General features: G+C 71.5%; 18 protein-coding genes and 3 tRNA genes. 14 read left to right on the top strand and 7 right to left on the bottom strand.

The annotated features are described in order from the left end of the window. The first annotated feature begins 17 nt into the window (after window positions 1–17). The 3 genes from PVK37_RS05475 (at window position 18) to PVK37_RS05465 (ending at window position 3,479) form a co-directional block, all read left to right on the top strand. Window positions 18–104 (top strand) — tRNA-Ser (locus tag PVK37_RS05475). A gap of 506 nt (window positions 105–610) precedes the next feature. Beyond that, complete coding sequence (locus tag PVK37_RS05470; protein WP_275032644.1) at window positions 611–2,860, top strand: catalase; 2,250 nt, start codon at window positions 611–613, stop codon at window positions 2,858–2,860. An 85-nt stretch (window positions 2,861–2,945) separates the two neighbouring features. Continuing rightward, the gene (locus PVK37_RS05465) at window positions 2,946–3,479 is read left to right on the top strand and encodes a YbhB/YbcL family Raf kinase inhibitor-like protein (protein WP_275032642.1); all 534 of its coding nucleotides are present in this window, start codon (window positions 2,946–2,948) and stop codon (window positions 3,477–3,479) included. Window positions 3,480–3,553: 74 nt separating this feature from the next. Here PVK37_RS05465 and PVK37_RS05460 read toward each other — a convergent pair whose 3' ends face one another. Then, complete coding sequence (locus PVK37_RS05460) at window positions 3,554–4,267, bottom strand: class I SAM-dependent methyltransferase (protein WP_275032641.1); 714 nt, start codon at window positions 4,265–4,267, stop codon at window positions 3,554–3,556. A gap of 214 nt (window positions 4,268–4,481) precedes the next feature. Between PVK37_RS05460 and PVK37_RS05455 the strand changes: the two genes are divergently transcribed. Next, on the top strand, window positions 4,482–6,332 hold the full coding sequence (locus tag PVK37_RS05455) for a DUF6311 domain-containing protein (RefSeq protein ID WP_275032640.1): 1,851 nt from the start codon (window positions 4,482–4,484) through the stop codon (window positions 6,330–6,332). Between the two features lie 72 nt (window positions 6,333–6,404). Here the strand turns inward: PVK37_RS05455 and PVK37_RS05450 are convergent, their stop codons facing one another. Continuing rightward, a complete protein-coding gene (locus tag PVK37_RS05450; protein ID WP_275034971.1) occupies window positions 6,405–7,181 on the bottom strand; it encodes a hypothetical protein in 777 nt (258 codons plus the stop codon). Between the two features lie 362 nt (window positions 7,182–7,543). On the opposite strand from PVK37_RS05450, the gene PVK37_RS05445 reads away from it, so the two are divergent. Beyond that, on the top strand, window positions 7,544–9,076 hold the full coding sequence (locus tag PVK37_RS05445; RefSeq protein ID WP_275034970.1) for a peptide deformylase: 1,533 nt from the start codon (window positions 7,544–7,546) through the stop codon (window positions 9,074–9,076). A 249-nt stretch (window positions 9,077–9,325) separates the two neighbouring features. Here the strand turns inward: PVK37_RS05445 and PVK37_RS05440 are convergent, their stop codons facing one another. Next, complete coding sequence (locus PVK37_RS05440; RefSeq protein WP_275032639.1) at window positions 9,326–10,441, bottom strand: globin domain-containing protein; 1,116 nt, start codon at window positions 10,439–10,441, stop codon at window positions 9,326–9,328. A 220-nt stretch (window positions 10,442–10,661) separates the two neighbouring features. Here PVK37_RS05440 and PVK37_RS05435 point away from each other — a divergent pair, with 220 nt between their 5' ends. Continuing rightward, a complete protein-coding gene (locus tag PVK37_RS05435) occupies window positions 10,662–11,432 on the top strand; it encodes a CPBP family intramembrane glutamic endopeptidase (RefSeq protein ID WP_275032638.1) in 771 nt (256 codons plus the stop codon). A 126-nt stretch (window positions 11,433–11,558) separates the two neighbouring features. Here PVK37_RS05435 and PVK37_RS05430 read toward each other — a convergent pair whose 3' ends face one another. Further along, a complete protein-coding gene (locus PVK37_RS05430) occupies window positions 11,559–12,491 on the bottom strand; it encodes a hypothetical protein (RefSeq protein WP_275032637.1) in 933 nt (310 codons plus the stop codon). A 631-nt stretch (window positions 12,492–13,122) separates the two neighbouring features. On the opposite strand from PVK37_RS05430, the gene PVK37_RS05425 reads away from it, so the two are divergent. Together PVK37_RS05425 and PVK37_RS05420 are read left to right on the top strand one after the other, a co-directional pair. Beyond that, window positions 13,123–13,213, top strand: a tRNA-Ser gene (locus PVK37_RS05425). Between the two features lie 35 nt (window positions 13,214–13,248). Next, a tRNA-Arg gene (locus tag PVK37_RS05420) sits at window positions 13,249–13,321 on the top strand. 417 nt (window positions 13,322–13,738) lie between these two features. On the opposite strand, the gene PVK37_RS05415 is transcribed toward PVK37_RS05420, so the two are convergent. After that, window positions 13,739–16,918 (bottom strand): AfsR/SARP family transcriptional regulator, encoded by a 3,180-nt coding sequence (locus PVK37_RS05415; RefSeq protein ID WP_275032636.1) that lies wholly within the window; start codon window positions 16,916–16,918, stop codon window positions 13,739–13,741. A 142-nt stretch (window positions 16,919–17,060) separates the two neighbouring features. On the opposite strand from PVK37_RS05415, the gene PVK37_RS05410 reads away from it, so the two are divergent. Next, the gene (locus PVK37_RS05410; RefSeq protein WP_275032635.1) at window positions 17,061–18,020 is read left to right on the top strand and encodes a hypothetical protein; all 960 of its coding nucleotides are present in this window, start codon (window positions 17,061–17,063) and stop codon (window positions 18,018–18,020) included. A gap of 149 nt (window positions 18,021–18,169) precedes the next feature. Here PVK37_RS05410 and PVK37_RS05405 read toward each other — a convergent pair whose 3' ends face one another. Continuing rightward, a complete protein-coding gene (locus PVK37_RS05405) occupies window positions 18,170–18,817 on the bottom strand; it encodes an FMN-dependent NADH-azoreductase (RefSeq protein ID WP_275032634.1) in 648 nt (215 codons plus the stop codon). 84 nt (window positions 18,818–18,901) lie between these two features. Here PVK37_RS05405 and PVK37_RS05400 point away from each other — a divergent pair, with 84 nt between their 5' ends. The 5 genes from PVK37_RS05400 to PVK37_RS05380 all read left to right on the top strand — a co-directional run bounded on the left by PVK37_RS05400 (window position 18,902) and on the right by PVK37_RS05380 (window position 23,707). Then, window positions 18,902–19,384, top strand: a complete 483-nt coding sequence (locus tag PVK37_RS05400) for a MarR family winged helix-turn-helix transcriptional regulator (protein WP_275032633.1) — start codon at window positions 18,902–18,904, stop codon at window positions 19,382–19,384. 490 nt (window positions 19,385–19,874) lie between these two features. After that, window positions 19,875–21,146, top strand: a complete 1,272-nt coding sequence (locus PVK37_RS05395) for a serine hydrolase domain-containing protein (RefSeq protein ID WP_275032632.1) — start codon at window positions 19,875–19,877, stop codon at window positions 21,144–21,146. Further along, entirely contained in the window at window positions 21,147–21,836 is a 690-nt protein-coding gene (locus tag PVK37_RS05390) for a VanZ family protein (protein WP_275032631.1), read from the top strand. A gap of 58 nt (window positions 21,837–21,894) precedes the next feature. Next, complete coding sequence (locus PVK37_RS05385; RefSeq protein WP_275032630.1) at window positions 21,895–22,590, top strand: response regulator transcription factor; 696 nt, start codon at window positions 21,895–21,897, stop codon at window positions 22,588–22,590. Beyond that, complete coding sequence (locus PVK37_RS05380; RefSeq protein WP_275032629.1) at window positions 22,583–23,707, top strand: sensor histidine kinase; 1,125 nt, start codon at window positions 22,583–22,585, stop codon at window positions 23,705–23,707. Before PVK37_RS05385 ends, PVK37_RS05380 begins: the two co-directional genes overlap by 8 nt. Before the next feature lie 40 nt (window positions 23,708–23,747). On the opposite strand, the gene PVK37_RS05375 is transcribed toward PVK37_RS05380, so the two are convergent. Further along, window positions 23,748–24,287 carry a TetR/AcrR family transcriptional regulator gene (locus PVK37_RS05375; RefSeq protein WP_275032628.1) on the bottom strand — a complete coding sequence of 180 codons (540 nt, stop codon included), beginning with the start codon at window positions 24,285–24,287 and terminating at the stop codon, window positions 23,748–23,750. Window positions 24,288–24,334: the final 47 nt, after the last annotated feature.

Genomic DNA, 24,334 nt, shown 5'->3' with positions numbered 1-24,334 from the left:
CCTCGCGGGGCACGTCGGGAGGGTTCGCCTAGTGGCCGATGGCGCTGGTCTTGAAAACCGGTAGGGCAGCGATGTCCTCGTGGGTTCGAATCCCACACCCTCCGCTCCCAGGTCGTACGGGTGGGACACCTGGACGGGCACCCTCTAGCGGCGGCCGGCCCGGCTCACGACATACCAGACGATGCCGGCGAGCAGTGCCGCCGACGTGACGAGACAGCAGAGCGTGGCGAGGTGCCATGGCTTGAGTGCGCCCATGCTGCGGCACTGTACCGGTGGCCGTCTATGTCGACCCGGTCCTCGTGTGCCCCGGTCGACGTGAACGGGCCGTCAATCAGGCCCCCAGACCGGTTGATCAACACGAGATGCGGCATCTTGGGCTCTCGTCGTGTTCGGAGAGGCCAGGATGCCGCACATCGCGCCCGGCCCGGCGAAGATTCGTCGGCAGGACGGAAGCTGGGCGGTCTTGGGCGGACCGGATCATCACCGCCCGGAGCTGAGGCCGGTGGTGGCGGACACCCAACCAGGGACAACTGGTCCGTTTTGCCCGTCCGGGCCAGGGTACGGCGGAAGGATCCCGCTCAACGTCAGCTCCGTGGAGGGACCCGTCCAGATGGAATCCAGCAAGCCCGCCCAGGTGGTCAAGAACGTCGTGGAGAAGGTGGCCGACGTGCTGAGCCCCGCCGCCCCCGGCGCGCCGGGCAGCGCCCCACCGTCGCTGAAGGAACCCACCACCCCGCACGACCCGCTACCGCCGAAGAAGGAGCAGGGCGCGCCGGAGACGCGTACCCCGACCGGTGCCAAGACCGGCGCGCCGGCCACCTCCAAGGGTCAGCAGGGGGCCTACCTGACCACCGCGAACGGGGCCAGGCTGCGCGACACGGACCACTCGCTGAAGGCCGGGCCGCGCGGACCGATCCTGCTCCAGGACCACCACTTCCGCGAGAAGATCACCCACTTCGACCACGAGCGCATCCCGGAGCGGGTGGTGCACGCGCGGGGCACCGGGGCGCACGGCGTCTTCGAGGGGTACGGCACCGCCGAGAAGATCACCCGGGCCGGTTTCCTCGGCAAGGGCAAGCAGACCGACGTCTTCGTCCGCTTCTCCACGGTCCTCGGGTCGCGTGGCTCGGCCGACACGGTCCGGGACACCCGGGGCTTCGCGACCAAGTTCTACACCGACGAGGGCACCTTCGACCTGGTCGCCAACAACATGCCGGTCTTCTTCATCCAGGACGCGATCAAGTTCCCGGACGTGATCCACGCCGGCAAGCCGCACCCGGACCGGGAGATCCCGCAGGCGCAGAGCGCCCACGACACCTTCTGGGACTTCGTCTCCCTGCACACCGAGGCGCAGCACCACACCATGTGGAACATGTCGGACCGGGGCATCCCGCGTTCGTACCGGACCATGGAGGGCTTCGGCGTCCACACCTTCCGGATGGTCGACGCCGCCGGGGAGACCGCGCTGGTCAAGTTCCACTGGAAGCCCAAGCTGGGCGTGCACTCCCTGACCTGGGAGGAGGCGCAGCTGCTCAGCGGCATCGACCCGGACTTCCACCGCCGCGACCTGTACGACGCGATCGAGGCCGGCGCGTACCCGGAGTGGGAACTCGGTCTTCAGGTCTTCCCGGACACCCCGGAGGAGACGTTCGCCGGGATCGACCTGCTCGACCCGACGAAGATCGTGCCGGAGGAACTCGCCCCGGTGCAGCCGGTCGGCCGGCTGGTGCTCAACCGGACTCCCACGAACTTCTTCGCCGAGGTCGAGCAGGTCGCCTTCCACCTGGGCCACCTGCCGCCGGGCATCGACGTCACCAACGACCCGCTGCTCCAGGGGCGGCTGTTCTCGTACGTCGACACGCAGCTCACCCGGCTGGGCGGACCGAACTTCACCCAGATCCCGGTCAACCGGCCGCACGCCCCGGTCAACGACATGCTGCGGGACGGCTTCCACCAGCACGCCGTACACGCCGGGGTGGCACCGTACCGGCCGAACTCGCTCGACGGCGGCAACCCGTTCCCGGCCGGCGACGCCGAGCACGCGTTCGTGGACGTGCCGGTCGTGGTGACGGAGGCACCCAAGGTACGCGCCAGCCCGGCCTCCTTCGACGACCACTTCAGCCAGGCCCGGCTGTTCTGGCTGAGCATGTCCCCGGTCGAGAAGGAGCACATCGTCCGGGCGTACACCTTCGAGCTGGGCAAGTGCTACCACCAGGCGATCCGGGAACGGCAGCTCCAGTGTCTCGCCAACATCGACCCGGTGCTGTGCGCGCAGGTCGCCACCGGGCTGGGTCTGCCGGTACCCGAGCCGACCCTGCCGCTGGCCGAGGTCGCCCCGAGTCCCGCGCTGTCCCAGGTGGGCCGGGAGTGGCCGGCCGACGGCCGGATGGTCGGCATCGTGATCGACGCCGACTCCGACCCGGACGGGGTGGGTGTGGTGCAACGGGCGGTGTTCAGCGCCGGCATGGTGCCGTTGCTGATCGCCGCGCACGGTGGCACGGTGCGCGGCATGCCGGTACAGCGGACCTTCGCCACCGCCCGGTCGGTCGAGTTCGACGCGGTGCTGCTGGCCGGCGCGCCCGCCCCGGCCCCGGACGCGCTGCCGGCCCGGGACGCCAAGGCCGGTACGCCGGACGCGGTGCCCATGGACCCGCGGGTGCTGCTGCTGGTCGAGGAGTGCTGGCGGCACGCCAAGGCGATCGGCGCGTGGGGGGCCGGCACCGCCGTGCTGCACCAGGCGGGGGTGGCCGGTACGCCCGGCGTGGTCACCGCTGACTCCGGCCCGGAGGCCCTCGACGCCGTACACCGGCTGATGGCCCTGCACCGGGTGTGGGACCGCTTCCCCGCCTCGGTCGCCTGACCCACCACCCGTCCGGTTGTTCGGGTCGGGCTCCGGACGGGGTAGGAAGATGGGCGCAGACCACCTTCAGTGAGAGGGATCACCGATGACCCTGGAACGACCGATCGCCCCGGACCCGTACGAGCTGCTGCCGACCGTCGGGGCGTTCACCCTGACCAGTACGGACGTGCAGAACGGCGAGCCGATGGACGCCGCGTACGCGCACGGCAGCGTCGGGGGCGACAACGTCTCACCGCAGCTCGCCTGGTCCGGTTTCCCCGCCGAGACGAAGGGTTTCGTGGTCACCTGCTTCGACCCGGACGCCCCGACCGGCAGTGGCTTCTGGCACTGGGTGCTGGTGAACCTGCCGGCCACGGTGACCGAGCTGCCCCGGGGCGTGGCCGAGGCGGAGCTGGGTGGGGCGTTCAGCGTCCGCAACGACTACGGCCAGCAGGGGTACGGCGGGGCGGCGCCGCCGGCCGGTGACCGCCCGCACCGGTACGTCTTCGCGGTGCACGCCCTGGACGTGGAGCAGCTGGACGTCTCGCCGGAGGCGTCCTGCGCGTACATCGGGTTCAACCTGGCCTTCCACACCCTGGCCCGGGCGGTGATCCGCCCGACGTACCAGGTGAAGGAGTGACCACCGGTTAGGCCGCAGGGCCGCGACCTCCGCACGGGGTCGCGGCCCTGCGTGTCGGGGTGACCGACGACCGGTCAGCCGGGCACCCGGGCGACGGCGAAGACCGACTGCCCGAACGGCGGCCGGACGAGCTGCTCGGCGGCCTTGGTCAGCGGCAGGACGGTGCTGTCGTAGACCTTGACCATCGGGCCCTCCTTCGGCATGAGCCGGAAGACCTTGGTCGCCATGAAGTAGCCGATCAGGCCGAGCGCGTTGGCGTAGTGGATCCGCTCCACCCGCAGGCCGGCGTCGGTCATGGCCGCCCCGAGGGTGCGCTTGGTGTACCGGCGGACATGGCCGGTGGCGATGTCGGCGGGGCCCATCGCGAACTGGAACGCCGGCACGATGATGATCAACGCACCGCCCGGCCGGACCAGGTCGCGCATGCTGCGCAGCGCCTCGACGTCCTCCTCGATGTGCTCGAGGACGTTGTACGACACCGCCGCGCTGTACTCGGCGTTCGGCTCGTCGTGCGGCAGCAGCATCTCCCGGACCTCGATGGTCGGGTGGTCGGCGAGCCGCTCCTTCAGCGCGACCAGCCGGTCCGGGTCCGCCTCGGTGGCGGTGAAGCGGGGCAGGTGCGGCGCCCACTCCAGGGCGTAGTCACCGAGGCCACTGCCGATCTCGATCGGGTTGTCACCGAGGTACGGAATGGCGAGCTCGACGAACCAGCGGCGGTGGTTGACGGCTGTCGCCAGGCCCTCCAGCACCTCGGACTGCACGCGCTGGTCCCCAGTGATTTCTGCCATGCGTCGATTCCTCACCATATGACTCGACCCGCACCTCAACCGACAGAGTGAACCACCTGGGCGCACGGTGGGGAAATCGGGTCACCGGGATGACCGAATTGCGGGTCCCGTCGGGGGGTACGAGATCTTCGACTGGGCGAACCTGGCACATACTACGCCGGAACTCCGATACGCACACCTTGCCGCCGTTGGCCTGACTACGCTCTGAATTGTCATGACTACTCCGGAGTCGGATGCGGGGCGGGGAGAATCCCGCTGGCCGCTGTCCTCCAGCGCAGCTCAGCGCGATCACCCGGGGGCTCCGGACGCCGGCGTACGGCTCGCCGGGCGGTGGCTGCCCGACGTCGCCGCCGTGCTGAGTTTCGTGCTGCTGGCCTTCTGGGTGACTGCCCGATTCTGGTTACGCCCTGACCAGGAGAGCCAGGTCAACCCCACCGATCAGGCGCAGTTCGAGTGGATGATGGCGCATGGTGCGCGGGTGGTGACCGATTTCGCCTACCCGTTCGGCTCGGACCGGATGAATGTGCCGGAGGGCGTCAACCTGATGGCGAACACCTCCGTATTGTCCGTTTCATTGCCAATGACGCCGATCACCGAGCTGTTCGGGCCGCGTGCCGCATTCCTGCTGTTCCTCACCGGCGCGATGATCGCCACCGGAACCGCCTGGTACCTGGTCATCTCCCGGGTGCTCGTACCGTCCCGGCTGGCGGCCTGGATCGGTGCGTCCTTCTGCGCCTTCTCCCCGGCGATGATCTCCCACGCCAACGCCCACCCCAACATCGTCGCCCAGTACGTCGTCCCACTGATCGTCTGGCGGACGCTGGCCCTGCGCCGACCGGGCCGGTGGCTCCGCAACGGGCTGCTGCTCGGGCTGCTCATCGTCTGGCAGGCGTTCCTCAACCTGGAGATCCTGCTGATGACCGCCGTCGGGCTCGGCATCGTGATCACCGTGCTGGTCGTCCGCCAGCCCGACCTGCGGCGCGACGCCCGACCCTTCCTCGCCGGCCTGGGGGTGGCCGCCGGGTTCGGGCTCGTCCTGCTCGCGTACCCGCTGTACGTCCAGCTCTTCGGCCCCGGCGCGTACGAGGGGCTGTCCCGGCTGATCCGTGGCTACCGCAGCGACCTGGCGTCCTTCTTCGCCTGGCCGGGCGAGTCACTGGCCGGCGACCCCCGGGACACCGGGCGGCTGGCGAAGAACCCCACCGAGGAGAACGCCTTCTTCGGCTGGCCGCTGGTCGTGCTGACCCTCGCCCTGGTCTGGTGGCTGCGGGACCGGGCGGTGGTGCTCGGCCTGGCCGCCGTCGGGGTGCTCTTCACCGTGCTGTCACTGGGCCGGGAGATCCGCTACAACGGCCGGGACACCGGCGTGCCCGCACCGTGGGCGGTCCTGGAGAACCTGCCGCTGCTGCACTCGGTGGTGCCGACCCGCTGGGCGCTGGCGCTCACCCCGGTGGTCGGGCTGCTGCTCGCGTACGGGGTGGCGCGCGCCGCCGAACTGGCCCGCGACCACCCGGCGGCCCGCCGGCAGATCCGGTTCGCCGCCGGCACGGTACTGGTGATGGCGCTGCTGCCGCTGGTACCGACCCCACTGCCGACCACCCGGATGGAGCCGGTACCCGAGTTCGTCACCTCCGGAGCGTGGCGGCCCTACCTGGCGGGCGGGCGCAGCCTGGTCACCCTGCCGATGCCGGACACCGACTACGCCGCCCCGCTGCGCTGGTCCGCGGTGACCGGCCTGGAGATGCCGATCGCCCGGGGCTACTTCCTCGGGCCGGACCGCCGTCCGGACGCGCCCGAGGGGCCGATCGCGCTGTTCGGAGCCACCCCTCGACCCACCAGCGGCTTCTTCACCACCATCCGGCGTACCGGCGCGGTGCCGCCGATCACCCCGCAGGCGCGGGTGGCCGCCGTGGACGACCTGCGGTACTGGCGGGCCGGGGCGGTGGTGCTCGCCGGTCACCGGCACGAGGAGGCGCTGCGGCGGGGGATGACCGAGCTGACCGGCATCGAACCGGTCCGTACCGGCGGGGTGTGGCTCTGGGACGTCCGACCACTGCTCGACTGAGCGAACCGGGCAGACCCGGCGGGGTCAGCGGGGACAGAGCACCGGGCGGCCAGGCGGTCAGGCCCGGCCGGGTCAGGGGCGGACGCAGCAGCCCTGGCAGTACTTCGGCTTCGGCAGGGTGAACGCCAGGCAGCAGGTTTTGCGCTGCACGGTCGGCTCTCCGGACCGGCCGGGCACCAGCTCCACCAGGTCACCCAGGTCGAGCGTGTCGAGCAGCACGTCCACCGCCTCGACCGCCGAGCCGGGCAACACGTCGGCGGCCCGCAGCACGCCGTGGGCGATACCGGAGGCGACCGAGCCGAGCAGCGTACGGGCCCCGATGCGGACCTCGGCCTGGATCGCCTCGACCATCGGCCCGAGGTGGGCGTCGAGCAGCGAGGCGCGGAGCAGACCGAGCAGCTCGGCCTCGTCGGCCACCACCCGTACCTCGGCCCCGTCGACCACCATCCGGCGCCCGGTTCCGTCGGCGGCCGTCGTCCGGCCCAGGGCCGGGGCGGTCAGCGCCAGCGGGTCGCCGGGCAGCACCGCGACGGTGGTCGAGCGACGCAGGCCGAGGGTGACCAGGGGACGGGGGTCCGCGAAGTGGATCAGCACGTCGGCCGGGTCGAGCAGCGGCACCCGTCGGGCCGACGCCCAGCCGAGCACCGCCGGCAGGGCCGCCCAGTAGCTGTACGACTTCCAGGCCAGCGCGGCACAGGCGTGCGGGGTGCCGCCCCAGCGCCGGGCGGCGGCGGCGAGCAGCTCGGGCAGCCGGCTCCCGTCCACCAGACTGGCGGCCGTCGACCAGCCGTACTCGTCGGTGACCAGCAGGCCCGGGACGAGGCCGGGCAGGTCGTCGGTGCCGAACATGGCCCGCAACGTGGCGGTGACCGGTGCGAGCGGGCTGACGACGCTCGGGGTGGGTACGACTGCGGTCACTCCCACTCCTCTCCCCGCTGGTCGGCTTTGAGCTAAGGCTAACCTAACTCGCCCCGGGTGGTAAGGGGAAGGATTGCGCTGCTCGGAAGGGGAGTCCCCGGTCACTCCGGGGGCCCTGCCGGCCCGGATACCCCGGGGTACATGCCGGAAACGCCTGCCCTGCCGGGGACATTCGGGACGGCATCCGAGAGGGTTCCGGAGCGATCTGTCAAGGGGAGAGTCGGCAACGTGCCACTCCCGTGCGAATTCCGCCACCGAACGTGAAACTGATACTCCCGGCCATGAGGAAGCAGATGACGACCTCGCCCCTCGAGCGGGCAGCCGACTCGTTCGCGGCCGAGCTCGGCCGGCACCGCATCGAGCGGGGGCTGTCCAAGAAGCAGCTCGCCACCCTCATGGGCTTCGACCCGTCGTACGTCAGCCACGTGGAGAGCCGGCGGCACCGCCCCACCGAGGACTTCGCCCGGCGCGCGGAAGCCGTCCTGGAGGCCGGCGGCGCGATCTGGCAGCGCTTCAAGGAGTACGACGACCTCCGGCACGCCCGGGCCAGCCAGCCGCACCGCGACGCGCCGGTACCCGGCCAGTGGATGCCACCCGGCACCGGCCTGATCGTCGAACACGAGTTCGCCAGCCTCACCTACCGCGACGACGTCTACCACTGCGTCATCCGGCGGGCCCTCTACAACGCCGGCACCGAGCCGGTCACCCGCTACCTGGCCCGGGTCGCCGTCGACCGCTACCCGAACGACCCAGGCCGCTCCAACCGGCACCACCGGGACCACCCGCTCACCTTCGCCGAGCTGCAACTCCGCGCGTACCGGGACGACCGGGGCGAACGCGAGCCGATGCACTGGCGGGCCAAGCACGACCGGGACGCGTTCAAGGAGTTCTGGCTGCTGTTCGAGAACGCCGAGGGCCGCTTCCCGCTCTACCCCGGCGACCGGGCCACCATCGAGTACGAATACTGCGTCGGCCAGGAGAAGTGGGGACGCTGGTTCCAGCGGGCCGTCCGGGTGCCCACCCGGGCCCTCGACGTCCGGCTGGACCTGCCCGCCACCGCCGACCCGCAGGTGTGGGGGCTGGAAACCTCGCTCTCGGCCGAGGAAGGGCCGCTGCGTACCCCGGTCACCCGGCACGACGAGGACGACCGGGCCATCTTCGAATGGTCCACCGAGAACCCGCCGCTGAACGCCCGCTACCGGCTCCAGTGGCGCTTCCGCGCCGCGCCCGTCCCCCCGGTCCACCCCGGCTCCCCGTCCGACGGGGCACGACTGCGGGCCAGCGACCGGATGCGCGCCGCCGGCATCGTCCAACGCGGCGCCGACCTGCTCCGGCAACCGGTACGACAGCTCGACCTGCCGCACGAGGCGGAGATCGCCCGGGACGTGGTGGACCGGCTGCGCGCCGCCCTGACCGACCTGGACGAGGTGCACCGGTTCAGCAAGGGCGTCGGCCTGGCCGCCCCGCAGCTCGGCTACTCCTGCGCCGTGGTGGTGGTCCGCCCACCGGACCGGTCCGCCGACCCGGTCGTGCTGCTCAACCCCCGGGTGGTGGACGCCTCCCCGGACACCGACGAACAGTACGAGGGCTGCCTCTCCTTCTTCGACCACCGGGGCCTGGTCCCCCGGCCGCTGCGACTCGACGTGGAACACACCCACCCCGACGGCAGCCGGCTCATCACGTCCTTCGAGTTCGGGATGGCCCGACTGGTCGCACACGAGGTCGACCACCTGGAGGGCCGGCTCTACGTCGACCGGATGGCACCCGGCGTGCCGCTGGTGCCCGTGGAGGAGTACCGCGAGGCCGGCCACGCCTGGCGGTACTGACCGGTCGGCGGCCCGTCGTCGTAGACCGGGCGGTACTGACCCTTCGGGGGCGCTGAAGGCGGCCGATCCGGACGCCGACGGCGACGCCGGGACGTGCCGGCGACCCCCGGGTACGGCCCGCTCGATGCCCTCAGGGCCCGGGACGTGCCGGATGGGGGGCCGGGTCGCGTGCCCCAGGGGGCGGGGGCACGCGACCCGGCTTTTTCGGGGGGAGGAAAGTTCTGTGACCACACCTCGGCGAAGCGTCGACTACACGTCGCCGAAGGTGTCGTAGCGGACATGCTGCGGCGGCACCTGGTCGGCGGCCAGCGCCCGCAGGGTGGCCCGGACCATCGCCGCCGAACCGGAGACGAAGCAGTCGTGCGAGGTCCACGGGCCGTACCGGCTGACCACCTCGGAGATGTCCCCGTGCTCGCCGTCGAAGCCCGGCTCCTCGCTGCACGCCGGAGTCACCGACAGCCACGGGTACGCGGCCACCAGCTCCTGCAACCCGGCGAGCGCGTACAGGTCGGCGGACCGGCGGGCACCGTAGAAGACATGCACCCAGCGGGTCCGGTTGTACGTGGTCAACTCCTCGACCAGCGCCTTGACCGGGGCCAACCCGACCCCACCGGCCACGCAGAGGATGTCCCGTTCGGAGGACCGGTCCAGCGTCATCGCCCCCATCGGCGCGGCGATCCGGAGCAGGTCACCCGGCCGGACCCGACGGACGAGGGCACCGGACACCCAACCCGCGCCCGGCGTACGGACGTGGAACTCGAGGACGTTGTCGGCGTTCGGGGCGTTCGCCACCGAGTAGGTCCGCCACACCCGGGGCAGGTGCCGGGGCACCTCGATGCTGACGTACTGGCCGGCCCGGTAGGGCAGCGGATGCTGCAGGGCCCGGACGGTCAGCACCGCCGTGTCCGGGCCGTACCGCTCGTGGGTCAACACCTCCGCGTGCCAGTACGGCGGGTTGGTGTCGGCCGACGCGCCGGCCTGCATCTTCTCCGTCATCGCCGCGTAGGCGTCCCGCCACGCCTGGTCGTACTCGAGGTTCCAGCCGTCACCGGCGCTGGTGCGCAGCGCGTCCAGCAGGGCGATGCCCATGGTCGTGTAGCTGTCGGCGGTGACGTGGTACTTCCGGTGGTCACGGCCGAGCGCGCGCAGGTACTCGTCGAAGCTCTCCGGGTCGCCGACCGTGTGGATGGCGGTGACGATCGCCTCCAGTAGCCGGTCGCCCTGCCCGGCCATCTGGACGGGGAAGAGCTTTCGCAGGTCGGGGGCGAGGAGGAACAGGCGGGCGTAGAAGTAGTCGCTGAGCCGCTTCCGGTCCCCCTCGACCAGGGCCCAGCTCTCCTTCAACAGCCGCGCGAAGTTCTCCATCGGCGCTCCCTCGGCAGGTCGGTGGATCGGGCAGTCACCAGCATGGACACGGAGCGTCGATGCAGGTCGCACAGACTGTGCGATCGGACGCGAATCTCCTGCACGCGGCCGATTCCGGTTCCGCGGTGTGCCGGTGGTGTCGGTCGTCTTTCGGGGGTGTGCCGGTGGTGTCGGTCGTCCGGACGGGCCGTGGCGGCCGTTGATCGGGCACAGTGGTGCGGTGACCGATGAGCTCACCCGACCGGTGTCCCGCCGGGTCCTCGGCACCGAGACGCTGCTGGTACTCGGGCTGTCGCTCGGGCAGTCCGCGGTCTACGCCACGGTGTCGATCATCGCCAAGCTGACCGCCGACGGGGGACTCTCCCGGCAGACCGCCGCGCTGAACACCTCGGTGTCGCCCCGACCGTGGCTGGACCTGACGTACCAACTCCTCGGGATCGTCTTCGCGCTGCTGCCCGTGCTGCTCGCCGTACACCTGCTGGGCCGGGACCCCGGCGACGCCGGCCGGACCCTCGGCCTGGACGCCCGACAACCCGGCCGCGACCTGGCCCGGGGGGCCGGCCTGGCCGCGCTGATCGGGCTGCCCGGCCTGGCGCTGTTCTGGGCCGCCGCGCAGCTCGGCCTGAACGCCAGGGTCGTGCCGGCGGCGCTGCCGGAACTGTGGTGGACGGTGCCGGTGCTGGTCCTCGCGGCCGTGCAGAACGCGATCCTGGAGGAGGTGATCGTGGTCGGCTACCTGGTGACCCGGCTGCGGCAGCTCCGGTGGCGGCTGGCCGCGGTGATCGTCACCAGCGCGTTGCTGCGCGGCTCCTACCACCTCTACCAGGGCTTCGGCGCGTTCGTCGGCAACGCGGTCATGGGCGTGGTGTTCAGCCTGTTCTACCTGCGTACCCGCCGGGTGATGCCGCTGGTCATCGCACACACCCTGCTCGACATCGTGGCGTTCGTCGGCTACTCCCTGCTGCCGAAGGAGTGGTTCGACTGGCTCTGAGGCCAGCGCGGCGCGGCCCGGCCCACGCCGGGTGCCGGACCCGCGCACCGGCGGGCGTCGGCGGCACCCGGTCCGTCGCCGGCGGTCAGTCGGGCGGGTCAGTCGGGCGCGGTCAGGCGGTGGTCGTCAGTCGGTGGGGCGGCGGTAGCTGGTGACCGCGCGGGCGGCCAGCCGTTGGGCGGCGGCCGAGTCACCGGCCGCCGTGACGAGCACCGCCGCGCCCGGCAGCAGCCGGGACGCCACCCGCAGCGCCAGCCAGCCACCGGCCTGCGCGGCCAGCGGCGCGGCCAACCGCCAGGCGGCCTCGACCACCCGGTCCCACGCCGGCTCGCCCGACCCGTCGGCGGACCGGGCCGCCGTCAGGGCCGTCCGAGCGCTGTCGGCGTCCGGGTGCACCCGGGTCAACACCAGCAACTCCACCGCCCGCTCCGGGTCGGCCGGGTCCCGGCCGTGCGCCGCCGCCAGGTGCAGCACCAGGGCGGACTGGGTCCAGAGCACCGTCGCCAGCTCGGCGAGCGGCGCGAAGAGACCGGCGAGCGCGGCGGTCGCCCCACCCACCCCGGCCAACCGGACGAACTGCCGGGTGGCGAGCCGGGCCAGGCCGTCCGGGGTCGCCTGCGGGTACGTGGCGCGCAGGCCCTCCGCCCAGGCGCGGGCCTGTGGCCCGATCCGCTCCACCGCCGCCAGCGCCAGCAGCTCCGGTGCGAAGCCCGGATCCGCCAACAACCGATCAAGATCGACGGTACGCCCGGTGGTGGCCGCCGCCGGGGTCACCGCCTGCGGTGGGGCGGCGGCCGGCGCGGGGACGGCCGGCTCGGCGGTGGTGGTCGTCCTGGCGGCCCGCTTCGGTACGGCGGCTGCCTTCTTCGCCGGGGCCTTCTTCGCCGGGGTGGCCCTCTTCGTAGCGGCCTTCCTCGGGATCCGCTCCGGGGTGTCGTCGGCCGGGTTGGTGTTGGCCGGGGCGATGGTGGCCGGGGTGGCGTTCGCTGGGTTGGTGTCGGCCGGGGTGGCGTTCGCTCCGGCGGGTCCGGTCGTGGTGGAGGTCGTGGATGACGTCAACCCGGTGTCGTGTTCTTGATCACCCTTGTCGGCTGCGGTCGCCCGGTCACCGGCCGGGCTCGACGGGGGAAGCGACTCCCGCTGCGCCGCTGGCGTACCCCGCTGCCTCGTCACCCCACCGGAGGTCGACTGCTTCGGCTGGTCGCCTGAGGGTTCCCTGGTCGTCCGCGCTCGCTGACTGCCCGGAGTGGTTGCCTGTCGGGGCGTTCGTCGGTCGGCTGTCGCGGCCCGCTCGGCCGGCTCGGCCGGCTCGGCCGGTCTGTCGGCTGCCGGGGGCTGGAACAGCACGCCGGGGGCCGGAGCCGTCCGTCGTCGCTGGCGCCGGGCCGAGGTCTCGGGCGGGTCGGCGTCACGAGGTTCAGGGTCGGCTGTCGGGGCGGTCGGTGGGGTGAACGTCGGCTCCGGGGAACGGCCTCGGCGTGCCGCAGCACGCGGCTCGCGACGGGGCGGATCGCTCGGCGGCTGCTCCTGCATATCGATGAAGCGTAGTCCTGATCACGTGCCGACACACCTGAAAGCGCTGGTGGCGGGGTGCGAAGAGCACGCTGGAGGTACCGGATGGGGAAGTCGCTTTGCCCCGCACCGGGGCTGACCTGTATTCTCGGGCGGCGGTGGTCTGCTGGGCCACCGGGGAGACTTCGCCTAGTCTGGTCTATGGCGCCGCACTGCTAATGCGGTTGGGGTCTTAAAGCCCCTCCCGGGTTCGAATCCCGGAGTCTCCGCGCGAAGGCCGGGTGTGTAGACTGGCCGAGCACCAGCGCCCGTAGCTCAACGGATAGAGCATCTGACTACGGATCAGAAGGTTAGGGGTTCGAGTCCCTTCGGGCGCACAAGATCATCAGGGGTCTGACCTGCCGAAACGGCGGTCAGGCCCCTTGTTCGTTCCGTCCCTTGTGGTCGGTTGGGTGCTCGGATGGTGCTCGTGCGACGAGCATCCCCTACGTCCCTAGCCGTCCGACCGGGGCCCAGGGTGTCCGAGCGGGTTTGATCATGGCTTGGCCGTGCACGTGGTCGGGTGCATGGAGGATCAGCAGGAACCGGGCTGTCGGCGCTGGCGAGGGCCTCGTCCAGGGCGGCCTGGGTGGTCATTCGTGGTTGGGTGGGGTTGCGGGGGCGGCAGGCCGGGCGTTGTGTCGATGGCGTTGGTGCTCGCGTGCGCGGGCCTGTTGGGCGTGGAAGTCCCGTAGGAGTGCGGCCACCGAATGAAAGACCGGGCCGTTCGTCCTACAGTTCCCACAGTGGGTAGCTCATGCTGAACAGCTCGGCCTGGCCTGCGTAAACGTTCGGTCCCCATGGCAGCCGGACCGCGGCCCGGGCGAGGACTCCGACGCGAGAAGGGTGAGTAGCTTTCTGATTCGCTCCGCGCCCGGCTGGTGGCCGGTCAGGGCGTGCGACTGTGCCGCCAGCCGCGCGCTGCGCCAGGCGGCGGCCACGTCACCGGCCCGGTACTCGGCTGCGGCGCGGGCGGCGAGCGTCCGGCCTTCGAGCAGCAGATAGCCGCACTGCCGCGTGATGGACAGCGCCGCATGGCACCAGGAAGGTGCCGCAGGCTCGTCGATTTCGGCGAGGCTGACGGTGATATCGGCCTCGATGTACCGGTCCGCGGTGGTGCGCGCAGTTCTCAAGGCATCCAACAGGGTGCCGGTCTTCCCCTCGGCGATGCCGAGGATGTGGAGAGCGAGCGCTTCGACCCGGGGCTCGACCGGCGCGCGCGCCATGTCGAGCGCCTGCCGGGCGAGGCTGGCCGCCTGCGGATGGTCGCCACGATCGCAGTGGACCCGAGCCAGCGCACACAGGGTTGTGGCACGGCCCCGGCTGCCCGTCTGCTCATGTAGTTCCAGTGCCTCGGTCAGCGTCTGTAACGCGTCGTCGGACCGGCCGAGAAGGTGTTGGACGACGCCCAGGTTACTCAGGATGAGCGCCCGGCTGGAGGCTGCCCCGCCCTGGTGTGCCAGGGTGAGCGCCGCGTGATGATGGTCCGCGGCTTCGCGGAGCCGTCCGAGGTCGGCGCAGACCAATCCGAGATTGTTGTGGTTGACGGCGACGCCTGCGGTCCGGCCGTTGCGCCGGCTGAGCTCCAGCGCCTGCTCCATGACCCGCAGGGCTTCACCCGGCTGGCCGGTCATGCGAAAGACCGGGCCGAGGTTGCCCAGCGCGGCTGCCTCGCCATCGCGCCATCCCGAACGTTTCGCGGAGAGCAGCGCCAGCCGATAGTCGTCGATCGCCTCGGGGAACCGTTCCAGCCGCCAGTGCAGGGCGGCGAGACTCAGCCGGGCCGCCGCCTCGGCCTGCTCGTGCCGGTCGGCCCGGGCCGCGGAAAGACCGATCCTCGCGACCTCGGACCATTCCGTGGTGTGCATTCCCAGCCACAGGTATCCGCGCAGCGCGTCCGCCAGCGACCAGGCGAAGGTGTGCAGTTCCCGGTGCGCCGCATGGCGTGCCACGGCGACGAGGTTGTGCCGGTGCGCGTCGAGCCAGGCGAGAGCGTCGACATGGGCGGCGAATCGCATCGGTGGACCAGCGGGCGCGGGTAGCTGCGTGGGCACGCGTAACACCTGCGGATACAGTCGGTCGGCTGCGGCGTGCACGCTGAAGAGGTACCAAGACAGCAGGTCATCTAGTCTTTCCCGATCGTCCTCGATCTTCGCCAGCTCGGTCACGTACCGGCCGAGCAGGTCGTGTGTGCCGAAATGACCCGGTGTCCGCTCCTGTGCCAGGTGCGCGTCGGCGATACGGGAGAGCATGTCCGCCGCCTCGCCGGCTCCGCATCGGAGCATCGCGGCGGCCGACTCCGCTGTCACGTCGCAGCCGGGCACCAGGCCGAACAGCCGGAAGAGCCGCTGGAGTCGCGGCGGCAGAGTCTGGTAGGAAGCGGCGAACGCCGAACGCACCGCGATCTGTTCGTCGTCACGGACGGTCAGCACGGTCAGCGGGTCGCCCGCTCGAAGCCGCGCCAGGTAACCACTGACCATCTCGTGTGGGCGGCCGTGCAGGTCTGCTGCGGCGATACGCAGGGCCAGCGGCAGGTGTGCGCAGTCATGGGCCAGTTCCGCGAGAGCGTCCCGCTGGTCGGCGACCCGATCCGCGCCGATGACGCGGGTCAACAGCTCGCTGGCCTCCTGCGGCGTGAGCACGTCCAACGGCAGCCGCTGCGCGTCGTGCCGAGCGGCCAGCCCACCGAGACGGTCCCGGCTGGTCACGATCACCAGGCAGCCGGCGCCGCCGGGCAACAGTGGCCGGACGTGCGCGGTGTCGCGGGCGTTGTCGAGCAGGATCAGCACCCGCCGGTCGGCGAGCACGCTGCGGTAGAGATCCGTTGCTTCGTCGACGTCGTCTGGCACCTGTGCGGGCGGCACACCGAGCGCGCGAAGGCAGCGCGACAACGCGTCCAGCGGCGCCACCGTCGCTCCGGGCGAGTAACCGCGCAGGTCCAGGAAGAGCTGCCCATCGTCGAAGAGTGGCCGTACCCGGTGCGCCCACCGGATCGCCAGTGCCGTCTTGCCCACCCCGGCCGTCCCGATGATCGCGACGACCGCCAGGGCGCCGCTGTCCCGAGCCTGGTTCAGCATCGTGTCCATCGCAGCGAGTGCGTCGCCACGGCCGGTGAAGGTGGACAGACCGGCGGGCAGTTGGGCGGGACGCAGACCAGATCCGGTTTCCCGGACCCGTGGCGCGGGCCTGCTCGACGGAAACTGTTGCCGCAACAGCCGCACGTGGGCCTCCGCGAGCCGCGCTCCCGGCTCGATGCCCAGCTCGTCGGCGAGTAGGCGGCGGATCCGCTCGAACACCCGCAGCGCCTCGGCCTGGTGCCCCGATCCGGCCAGCGCCGTCATCAGCCGCACGGCGAGACCTTCGTGCCACGGGTTCCCGGTGACCAACTCGCGCAACGGTGCCACCGCGGCGGCGTGCCGACCGAGCGCGAACTCGGCGTCGAACAGGTCCTCGGACGCGGCAAGCCGCTTGTCGTGCAGGCCGGCGGCGGCCGCCGGTACGAACGCGGCGGACGCGCCCGCGAGTGCCGGGCCACGCCACAACGCCAACGCCTGTCGCAACAGGGTCGTGGCCCGCTCGTGTTCGCCGGAGTCGGCGTACCGACGCGCAGCCTCGGTCAGCCCGGAGAAGACCACCACATCCAGGTCGTCGCCGGCCAACTCAAGGCGGTATCCCCCAGAATCCGAATGGAGTGTTTCGGGTATACCGGCCGCGCGGGTCAGTTGTCGCAACCGGGAGACGCAGACCTGGACCTGTGCTCGTGCGCGGGTGGGGAGAGCTCCGCCCCACAGCGCCTCGGCCAACTGCTCCGCCGACACCACCACGTTGGCATTGAGCAACAGATACGCCAGCACAGCGCGTTGCTGGGGTCGCCCCAGCGGCACTCGCTCGCCCCGTACCACGGCCTCAACCGGGCCGAGCAAGCGCCATGTCATCCAGCCCCCACATCCATGTATCGACGTCGATTCTATGCGTTGCCGCCAGGGCGGCTATCGGATGGCTAGCCGATGGCAAGCCGGGCCGCGCAGCCTGATGGAGCCGGGCGGACGGCCCGGAACATGGGGTAAAGGAGCTTCAATGAGACGAAGAATCCGCGCGGCTCTCGTCGCGGTGACGGCGCTCGGCATGGTCATCGCGTCGGTCGGGGTCGCGCAGGCCGGCGAGTCGTCGCAGCCATCGCAGCCGTCACTGCGCGACGCACGGGCCGCCGCAGCGGCGTCGAACGGACTGGGCGTCGCCGCGAAGGGCGGGATCGGCACCGCCGCGACGTGGTTCACCGGCACCGTCTCGGCCGGCGGCACCCAGGGCTGGACCTGGACCAACGCCCCAGCCGACGCCGCCTACGTGGTCGGCTACAACCCGGCCGGCGCCACCACCTCGGCCACGTGTCAGTTCGAGACGATCAGCAGCAAGTACGTCCAACTGTTCGGTGGGGAGCGGCAGTTCCAGTTCACCCTCAAGAACGTCGGCTCGATCGCCTGTGGTGCGACGGTGCAACTCGCGGCGGTGACCAGCTCGGCCCTTGTCTCGACCGGCGGCGTCAGCCCGGGTGGCACCCAGACACACCTCTGGAACGTCCCCTGGAACACCATCTGGGTGGCCGGTCTCAACCCGAGCGGCGCCACGAACTCGGCGGCCTGCCAGTTCCAGGTGACGCGCATCTGGACCGTGCAGCCGGGCAGCTCGCTCCGGCAGATCTGGGTGGAGGTCAAGAACGTGGGGACCGTCACCTGCCAGACCGACATCCGGCTCGGCTCCACCACCATCGGTTCGCAGTTCACCATCGGAACCGTGGGCGCCGGCGGCACCTGGTCCACGACCTGGAACAACGCGAATCCCGTCACCTCGGCCTACGTGATCGGCCCGTCGCCCCAGGGCAGCGCTCCCACCTACTGCCAGTTCGAGGTCACGCGCGTGGTCTACATCCAGCGCATCAACAGTGACGGATCCTCTCAGCGCCAGATCGCGATGTGGTTCAAGAACCTCAGCACGATCTCGTGTGGAGGGATCGCCTACCTGCAATCCATCGCGGCCTGATCCCGAGCCGTCCCCGCGGTCATCGCTCGACAGCCACCGTTGTCGCGCGATGGCCGCGCCCTTGTCCGTGGTCGCGGATGGTTCGTCGGCACCGGTTGATCCAGGAGAAGGTACGAGTCCGTTCGGGGACGGCCCGGCCCTTCGTCGGGTCAGGCGACGGCCGAGGCCGGTACCCACAGCTCGTCGATGGCCCGCTCGGCTGCCGCGAGGCTCTGTTCGTGTAGCGGGATCAGCTCGGCCATGGCCGGGTTGACCGGGGCCAGGGTCAGCTCGGCCGAGATGAAGCGCGGCTCCAGGCCGGTCATGGACAGGCCGTGCGGGAGCCAGGGCTCGGCGTGGTCCCAGCCCTCGCGGGGGGTGCCCGGGCCGTAGCCGCCGCCCCGGCTGCCCAGCACGACGAACTGACGACCGCCGAGCAGGCCGGCCCCGGTCGCCGGGTCGTACGCGATGCCGGGCGCGATGAGGTGGTCGACCCAGGTCTTCACGCTGCTCGGCGCTCCGTAGTTGTAGAGCGGGAGGCCGAGCACGATCGTATGGGCGCGCTTCACCTCGTCGACCAGTCGCTCGCTCAGCTCCCAGGAAGCGCGCTGCGCCGGGGTGTGCTGCTCCGCCGGCACCATCCGGGCCAGGCCACCGGCCTCGTCCAGGTGCGGTAGCGGCTCCCGGCCGAGATCGCGGTAGGTGACGGTGCCGCCCGGGTGGGCGGCGCGCCACGCGGCGGCGGCGCGGGCGGTGAGCCGCCGGCTGACCGAGTGCTCGCCCCGGATGCTGGAGTCGACGTACAACAGGTGTGCCATGTGATTAACCTTCCACAGATCGTTTGTGTAGCGCCAATCATTTATAGCATGCCGATGTTCCGCGCCCTGCGTAAACTGGGTCACATGGCAGCCGTACCGGTCGAGGAGTCGGAGCGCCGCTCCGGGCCGCTGCTCGACCACCTGGCGCGGCGGATGCGGCTCCGGTCGGAGTCGGTGCTGGCGCCCCTCGGGTTGCGCCCCCGGCACCTCGTCGCGCTCACCGTGCTGCGCGATTCGGACGGAATCAGCCAGCAGGGGCTGGCCGGCACCCTGCAGATCGACGGCACGAACGTGGTCGGGCTGCTCAACGACCTGGAGGCGGACGGGCTGGTCGAGCGACGCCGGTCACCCGAGGACCGCCGCCGGCACGTGGTGAGCCTCACCGGGGCGGGCGCGGAGCGGCTCCGCGAGGCTGAGTGCGCCCTCGCCGCCGCAGAGGAAGAGGTGCTCGGCGCGCTGGAGCCGGCCGAACGGGACACGCTCTACGAACTGCTCCGCCGGGCGACCAGCGGCCGCCCGGTCACCTGCGTCGAGGCGTCCAGGGGCGAGCCGGACACCGCCTGCTGACCGCCGAGCGGTCGGCCGGAGTGGGGCGACGTCAGACCGTCGCCGCGGACTGCGGCCGGTCGTCACGGACGCGGTGACGACGACCTCGCAGATGCCCGGCCGGGCGGGCGTCGGAGATCGGGCCCGGCGGTCGACCCCGCCGAGGGCATCGGCCCGTACGGCACGGTGGCCAGCATCGCCGTCGGCACCGAACGCCCGGACCGCCCTCGACCTCGCCGCATACCGGAAGGCCCAGGTGGCGCAGGCCGACGCGGAGACCGGCTGGCCGGCAGGGGCGTCGTACGAGGCGATCGCCGTCACCGTCGGGGCCAGCGACACCCCGCCCGCCTGTACCGATCGGCTCAGCCCTGCCAGGAAGACCTGCTGCGGTATCGCGGGCGTATCGGAAAACGCTTACGCCACCGCAACGTTCGTGCCTCTTGAATGCAGGAATGGACCGGATCGCAGCACTGTCAGCGGACGACTCGTCGACCGGGAAAGGAGCGTGACCGTGCCTTCGGACACCGTACGTGGAATCGACCGGCGGCGGCTGATCACCTGGGGCGCAGTGGCCGCCGCCGGCATGGTGGCGGCGGGCGGGCCGCTGGTAGGCGGCAGGATCGGCCACGCCGACCCGGCCCCCACCGGCTCGTCGGAGGGTGACCGGATCCCGCCGGATACCCAGCCCGGCGGAGCCTACGACCGGTACGTGGCGCGGCTGGCCGCCGAGGGCAGGTTCTCCGGCGTGGTGCTGCTGTCGTACCGGGGCCGGACGGTGCTGTCGCGCAGCTACGGCATGGCCGACCGGGAGCGGAGGGTCCGCAACCACGAGGGCGTCGCATTCAACCTCTCCTCGGGGAGCCAGCCCTTCCTGTCGGTGGCCGTGCTGCAGTTGGTGCAGCAGGGCAGGGTGACGCTGTCGGACCCGGTGGGCACCCACCTGACGGGCTTCGCCAGGGACATCGCCGAGCAGGTGACCATCCACCACCTGCTCACCAGCACCTCCGGGCTGGACGCCCCGATGCCGGACTGGCAACGCGTCTTTCACAGCCGGGAGGAGGTGCACGAGTACCACGAGCAGTGGGCCCGGCAGGCGACGCTGGTGGGGGTTCCCGGCGCAGGGTCCAATGGCCACCTTCCCGGCGGCGGCGTCGGCCTCTCCATGGCCGCGCAGATCGTGGAGGCCGTGTCCGGCGTGACGTTCTGGGACTACGTGCACGAGCATGTCTTCGAGCGTTCCGGTATGCGCGGCTCGGCGTTCTACACCCGGGAGCAGTGGCTCACCGACGAGCACATCGCGCACCCGTACCTGCGGCAGGCCGACGGCAGCCTGGTGGACGCCGTCCGCAACCTGGACAAGGGCAGCCTGGATCCGAACATCCGGGGCAGGAATCCGGGTCGCGGCTTCATCGGCTACGCCTCGGGTGACGGCTTCGCCACCGCGCCGGACCTGGTCCGGTTCGCGGAGGCGCTGCGCGACGGCACGGTGCTCGGCCGGCCGTACGCCGACCTGTTCGCCGGGGCCAAGATCCCCGGCCCGGAGCCCACCTCGTACGCGGGGTACACGATGCCGGTCAGCATCATCAACGGCCAGTGGGTGATCGGGCGGGGCGGCGGGGCCGGTGGCATCGGCGCCAACTGGAGCATCTACCCGGACACCGGTTGGGTCGGCGTCGTCCTCAGCAACCACGACGGCGTGCCGATGCTGGACATCTGCCTGCGCGAGGCCGAGGCGGTCACCGGCGGACCGGTCGGCCCACCCGGCGGCGGGGGCGGTGGCTGAGTGGCGCCCGTACCGTCCCGCCTCACGCGCCGGATCGTGCTCGCCAGCCTGGCTGTGCTCGGGCTGGCGGGCGCGGCGTTCGCCGTACGGCGGCCGCTCATGATGTCCGCTCCGAGGTGCCTGGCCGGGCGGTGGCACGGCTGCTACGACACGTTCAACGGTGTGGTGCTCATGACGCTGGTGGGGCTGCCGTTGGCGGCTCTGGTGGCATGGGCGCTGGCGCGCCGTCGGCGTGCTGCCGGCGTCACCTCGGCGTGGCGGAGGTCGCTGGCCGAGGTGGGCATGGTCTACGGGACGGTGCCGTTCGTGTGGATGACCTTGATGCCGGGGCCGGCGGCGGGCATCGTCCCCGGCCGGGTGAGTCTGGTCCCGTTGCGGGACCTGGTCACGATGGGGCCGGTCGGGGTGGGCGGCAACCTGCTGGTCTTCGCGGCGTTGGGGTTCTTCGCCCCGATGCGGTTCGCGGCGCTGGCGTCGGTGCCGAGGATCCTGGCCCTCGGGGCCGGCTGCTCGGTCCTGGTCGAGACCGCACAGTACGTCCTGTGGCTGGACCGGGTGTCCTCCGTTGACGACGTGCTGGTCAACGCCACCGGCGCCGTGCTGGCCGCGCTGGCGTCACGCCACTGGTGGCGCACCACGACTGAGGAGCCGTCGGACCGGCCGTGTCCCGCGCCGGTGGCAGCCGACTGAGCCACCTGACCGGTATGTGTGCATCGATAGTGATTTTCGCTGATCATAGGCTGCGAGCATGCGCGTACTGATCGTGGAGGACGAGCCCTACCTCGCCGAAGCCGTCCGGGACGGCCTGCGACTGGAGGCGATCGCCGCCGACATCGCTTCCGACGGCGACGCCGCCCTGGAACTGCTCGGCGTCAACCACTACGACCTCCTGGTCCTCGACCGCGACATCCCCGGCCCTTCCGGCGACGAGGTCGCCCGGCGGGTCGTCGCCTCCGGCAGCGGAATCCCGATCCTCATGCTCACCGCTGCCGACCGGATCGACGACAAGGCATCCGGCTTCCAGCTCGGCGCCGACGACTACCTCACCAAACCGTTCGAACTCCGGGAACTCGTGCTCCGGCTCAGAGCACTCGACCGCAGACGCGGGTACGCCAGGCCCCCGGTCCGGGAGGCCGCAGGCCTACGGGTCGACCCCTTCCGCCGGGAGGTCTTCCGCGACGGACGCCATGTCGCGCTCACCCGCAAGCAGTTCGCCGTACTGGACGTCCTCGTCGCCGCCGAGGGCGGGGTCGTCAGCGCCGAGGAACTGCTGGAACGGGCCTGGGACTTCAACGCCAACCCCTTCACCAACGCCGTCCGCATCACCGTCTCCACGCTGCGTAAACGGCTCGGCGAACCGTGGATCATCGCCACGGTGCCCGGCGTCGGCTACCGCATCGACACCACACCCGGCACCGGGCGTGAGGGGGAGGACCGTGGATAGGGAACCCGGTCCGAGCGTCCGGCTCAAACTGACCCTCAGCTATGCCGGGTTCGTCATGCTGGCAGGTGGCCTGCTCCTCGCCACCGTGTGGGTGTTCCTGCTGCGGTACGTACCCGAGGTGATCGACAACTCCCGGCTGCCCGCGCCAGCACCCGACAGCTCCCGTCTCCCCGCCCCCGTGATGTTCGTACCGAACCGCTCCGACCTGCTCCGCGCCTTCGCCCCCAGAGCCGTCGCCGTGCTGGCCTTCCTGCTGGTCTTCGGCCTGCTGGGCGGATGGCTCCTCGCCGGCCGGATGCTCGCGCCGCTGACCCGCATCACCCGGGCCACCCGCGCGGCCGCAGGCGGATCACTGTCCCACCGGATCCGTCTGGCGGGCCGCCGGGACGAGTTCCGGGAACTCTCCGACGCGTTCGACTCGATGCTCGAACGACTCGAGTCCCACGTCGCCGAGCAGCGGAGGTTCGCCGCGAACGCCTCCCACGAACTGCGTACCCCGCTCGCGATCTCACGGACGCTCCTCGACGTCGCCCGCCGGGAGCCCGGCGGTGGACGGGGCGACCTCATCGAACGACTGCACACCGTCAACCAGCGGGCGATCGACCTCACCGAGGCCCTCCTGCTGCTCAGTCACGGGGACCGTGGCACCTTCACCCGCGAGTGCGTCGACCTCTCCCTCGTCGCCGAGGAGGCCGCCGAGACGCTGCTTCCCCTCGCCGAACGGCGTCGGATCACCCTGGAGGTCTCCGGCGGGGCGGCCCGGACCAGCGGCTCCGCCGAACTCCTGCTGCGGATGGTGACGAACCTCGTGCAGAACGCCATCGTCCACAACCTTCCCGCCGGCGGCACCGTGACGGTCCACACTGCGGCGCACGGTGACACGAGCCTGCTGCGGATCGAGAACACCGGTCACCGGCTCGCACCCGAACTGGTACCGACCTTCACCGAACCCTTCCAGCGCGGAACGGAACGCGTACGCACCGACGAACACGCCGGTGTCGGCCTCGGCCTCGCCATCGTGCACAGCATCGTCCGCGCCCATGCCGGGACCCTCGACCTCGTCCCCGGCCCAACGGGGGGCCTCCTCGTCACGGTCCGGCTTCCCGGCACGCCGTAGACGCCCCGTCTCGGTGCCTTCAGCGTCGCTGGCGGTCGGATCACCGTCCGGGTGGCTGGATTCCCGTCAGGGCGAGGGCCAGGAGCCGTTCCGCCTTCGTGGTGCCGGTCGGCTGCGCGGCGAGTGAGATCGCGTTGACGAGGCTGATCAGGTCGGCCATCGCGACGTCGGAGCGTACGGAGCCCTGGTCGATGGCCCGCCGGAGCAGTTTCTCGCCTGCTGCGGCGAGCATCGCGCCGCAGGTGTCGTCCTCCTCGGGCGGCGCGTTCAGCAGGGTCACGGCCAGGCCGCGGGTGGTGGTGGCGTACGCGGTGACCTCGTGCAACCAGGTGGTGAGCGCGGCGAGCGCGTCCGACTCGGCCAGTAGCTCGTCGGTGCGGGCGGACAGGTTGCGCAGGCAGGTCCGGAAAACGGCCTGGAGCAGCGACCATCGGGACGGGAAGTGTCGGTGCAGGGTCGCCGAGCCCACTCCGGCGGACCGGGCGATCTCCTCCAGCGACGCGTACGCGCCGTCGCGGGCGACCGCCTCGGAGGCTGCCTCGACGATGAGGTCGTAGTTGCGTTGCGCGTCGGCTCTCATGGCCCGCCATTGCCAAAGTGGGGTGGTCCCCCATATCGTAGCCGACG

It is taken from the genome of Micromonospora cathayae, from assembly GCF_028993575.1.
GTDB lineage: Bacteria > Actinomycetota > Actinomycetes > Mycobacteriales > Micromonosporaceae > Micromonospora > Micromonospora cathayae.
Note: the sequence above shows the minus strand (reverse complement) of the source record. Positions and strands in the feature narration are given on the sequence as shown.

What these genes read in the sequence shown, in the direction of transcription:
- PVK37_RS05415 (WP_275032636.1), bottom strand. Translation starts at nt 16,918, where the DNA reads ATGACATGGCGCTTGCTCGGCCCGGTTGAGGCCGTGGTACGGGGCGAG.
- PVK37_RS05470 (WP_275032644.1), top strand. Translation starts at nt 611, where the DNA reads ATGGAATCCAGCAAGCCCGCCCAGGTGGTCAAGAACGTCGTGGAGAAG.
- PVK37_RS05385 (WP_275032630.1), top strand. Translation starts at nt 21,895, where the DNA reads ATGCGCGTACTGATCGTGGAGGACGAGCCCTACCTCGCCGAAGCCGTC.
- PVK37_RS05445 (WP_275034970.1), top strand. Translation starts at nt 7,544, where the DNA reads ATGACGACCTCGCCCCTCGAGCGGGCAGCCGACTCGTTCGCGGCCGAG.
- PVK37_RS05440 (WP_275032639.1), bottom strand. Translation starts at nt 10,441, where the DNA reads ATGGAGAACTTCGCGCGGCTGTTGAAGGAGAGCTGGGCCCTGGTCGAG.
- PVK37_RS05455 (WP_275032640.1), top strand. Translation starts at nt 4,482, where the DNA reads ATGACTACTCCGGAGTCGGATGCGGGGCGGGGAGAATCCCGCTGGCCG.
- PVK37_RS05450 (WP_275034971.1), bottom strand. Translation starts at nt 7,181, where the DNA reads ATGTTCGGCACCGACGACCTGCCCGGCCTCGTCCCGGGCCTGCTGGTC.
- PVK37_RS05400 (WP_275032633.1), top strand. Translation starts at nt 18,902, where the DNA reads ATGGCAGCCGTACCGGTCGAGGAGTCGGAGCGCCGCTCCGGGCCGCTG.
- PVK37_RS05465 (WP_275032642.1), top strand. Translation starts at nt 2,946, where the DNA reads ATGACCCTGGAACGACCGATCGCCCCGGACCCGTACGAGCTGCTGCCG.
- PVK37_RS05410 (WP_275032635.1), top strand. Translation starts at nt 17,061, where the DNA reads ATGAGACGAAGAATCCGCGCGGCTCTCGTCGCGGTGACGGCGCTCGGC.
- PVK37_RS05405 (WP_275032634.1), bottom strand. Translation starts at nt 18,817, where the DNA reads ATGGCACACCTGTTGTACGTCGACTCCAGCATCCGGGGCGAGCACTCG.
- PVK37_RS05460 (WP_275032641.1), bottom strand. Translation starts at nt 4,267, where the DNA reads ATGGCAGAAATCACTGGGGACCAGCGCGTGCAGTCCGAGGTGCTGGAG.
- PVK37_RS05375 (WP_275032628.1), bottom strand. Translation starts at nt 24,287, where the DNA reads ATGAGAGCCGACGCGCAACGCAACTACGACCTCATCGTCGAGGCAGCC.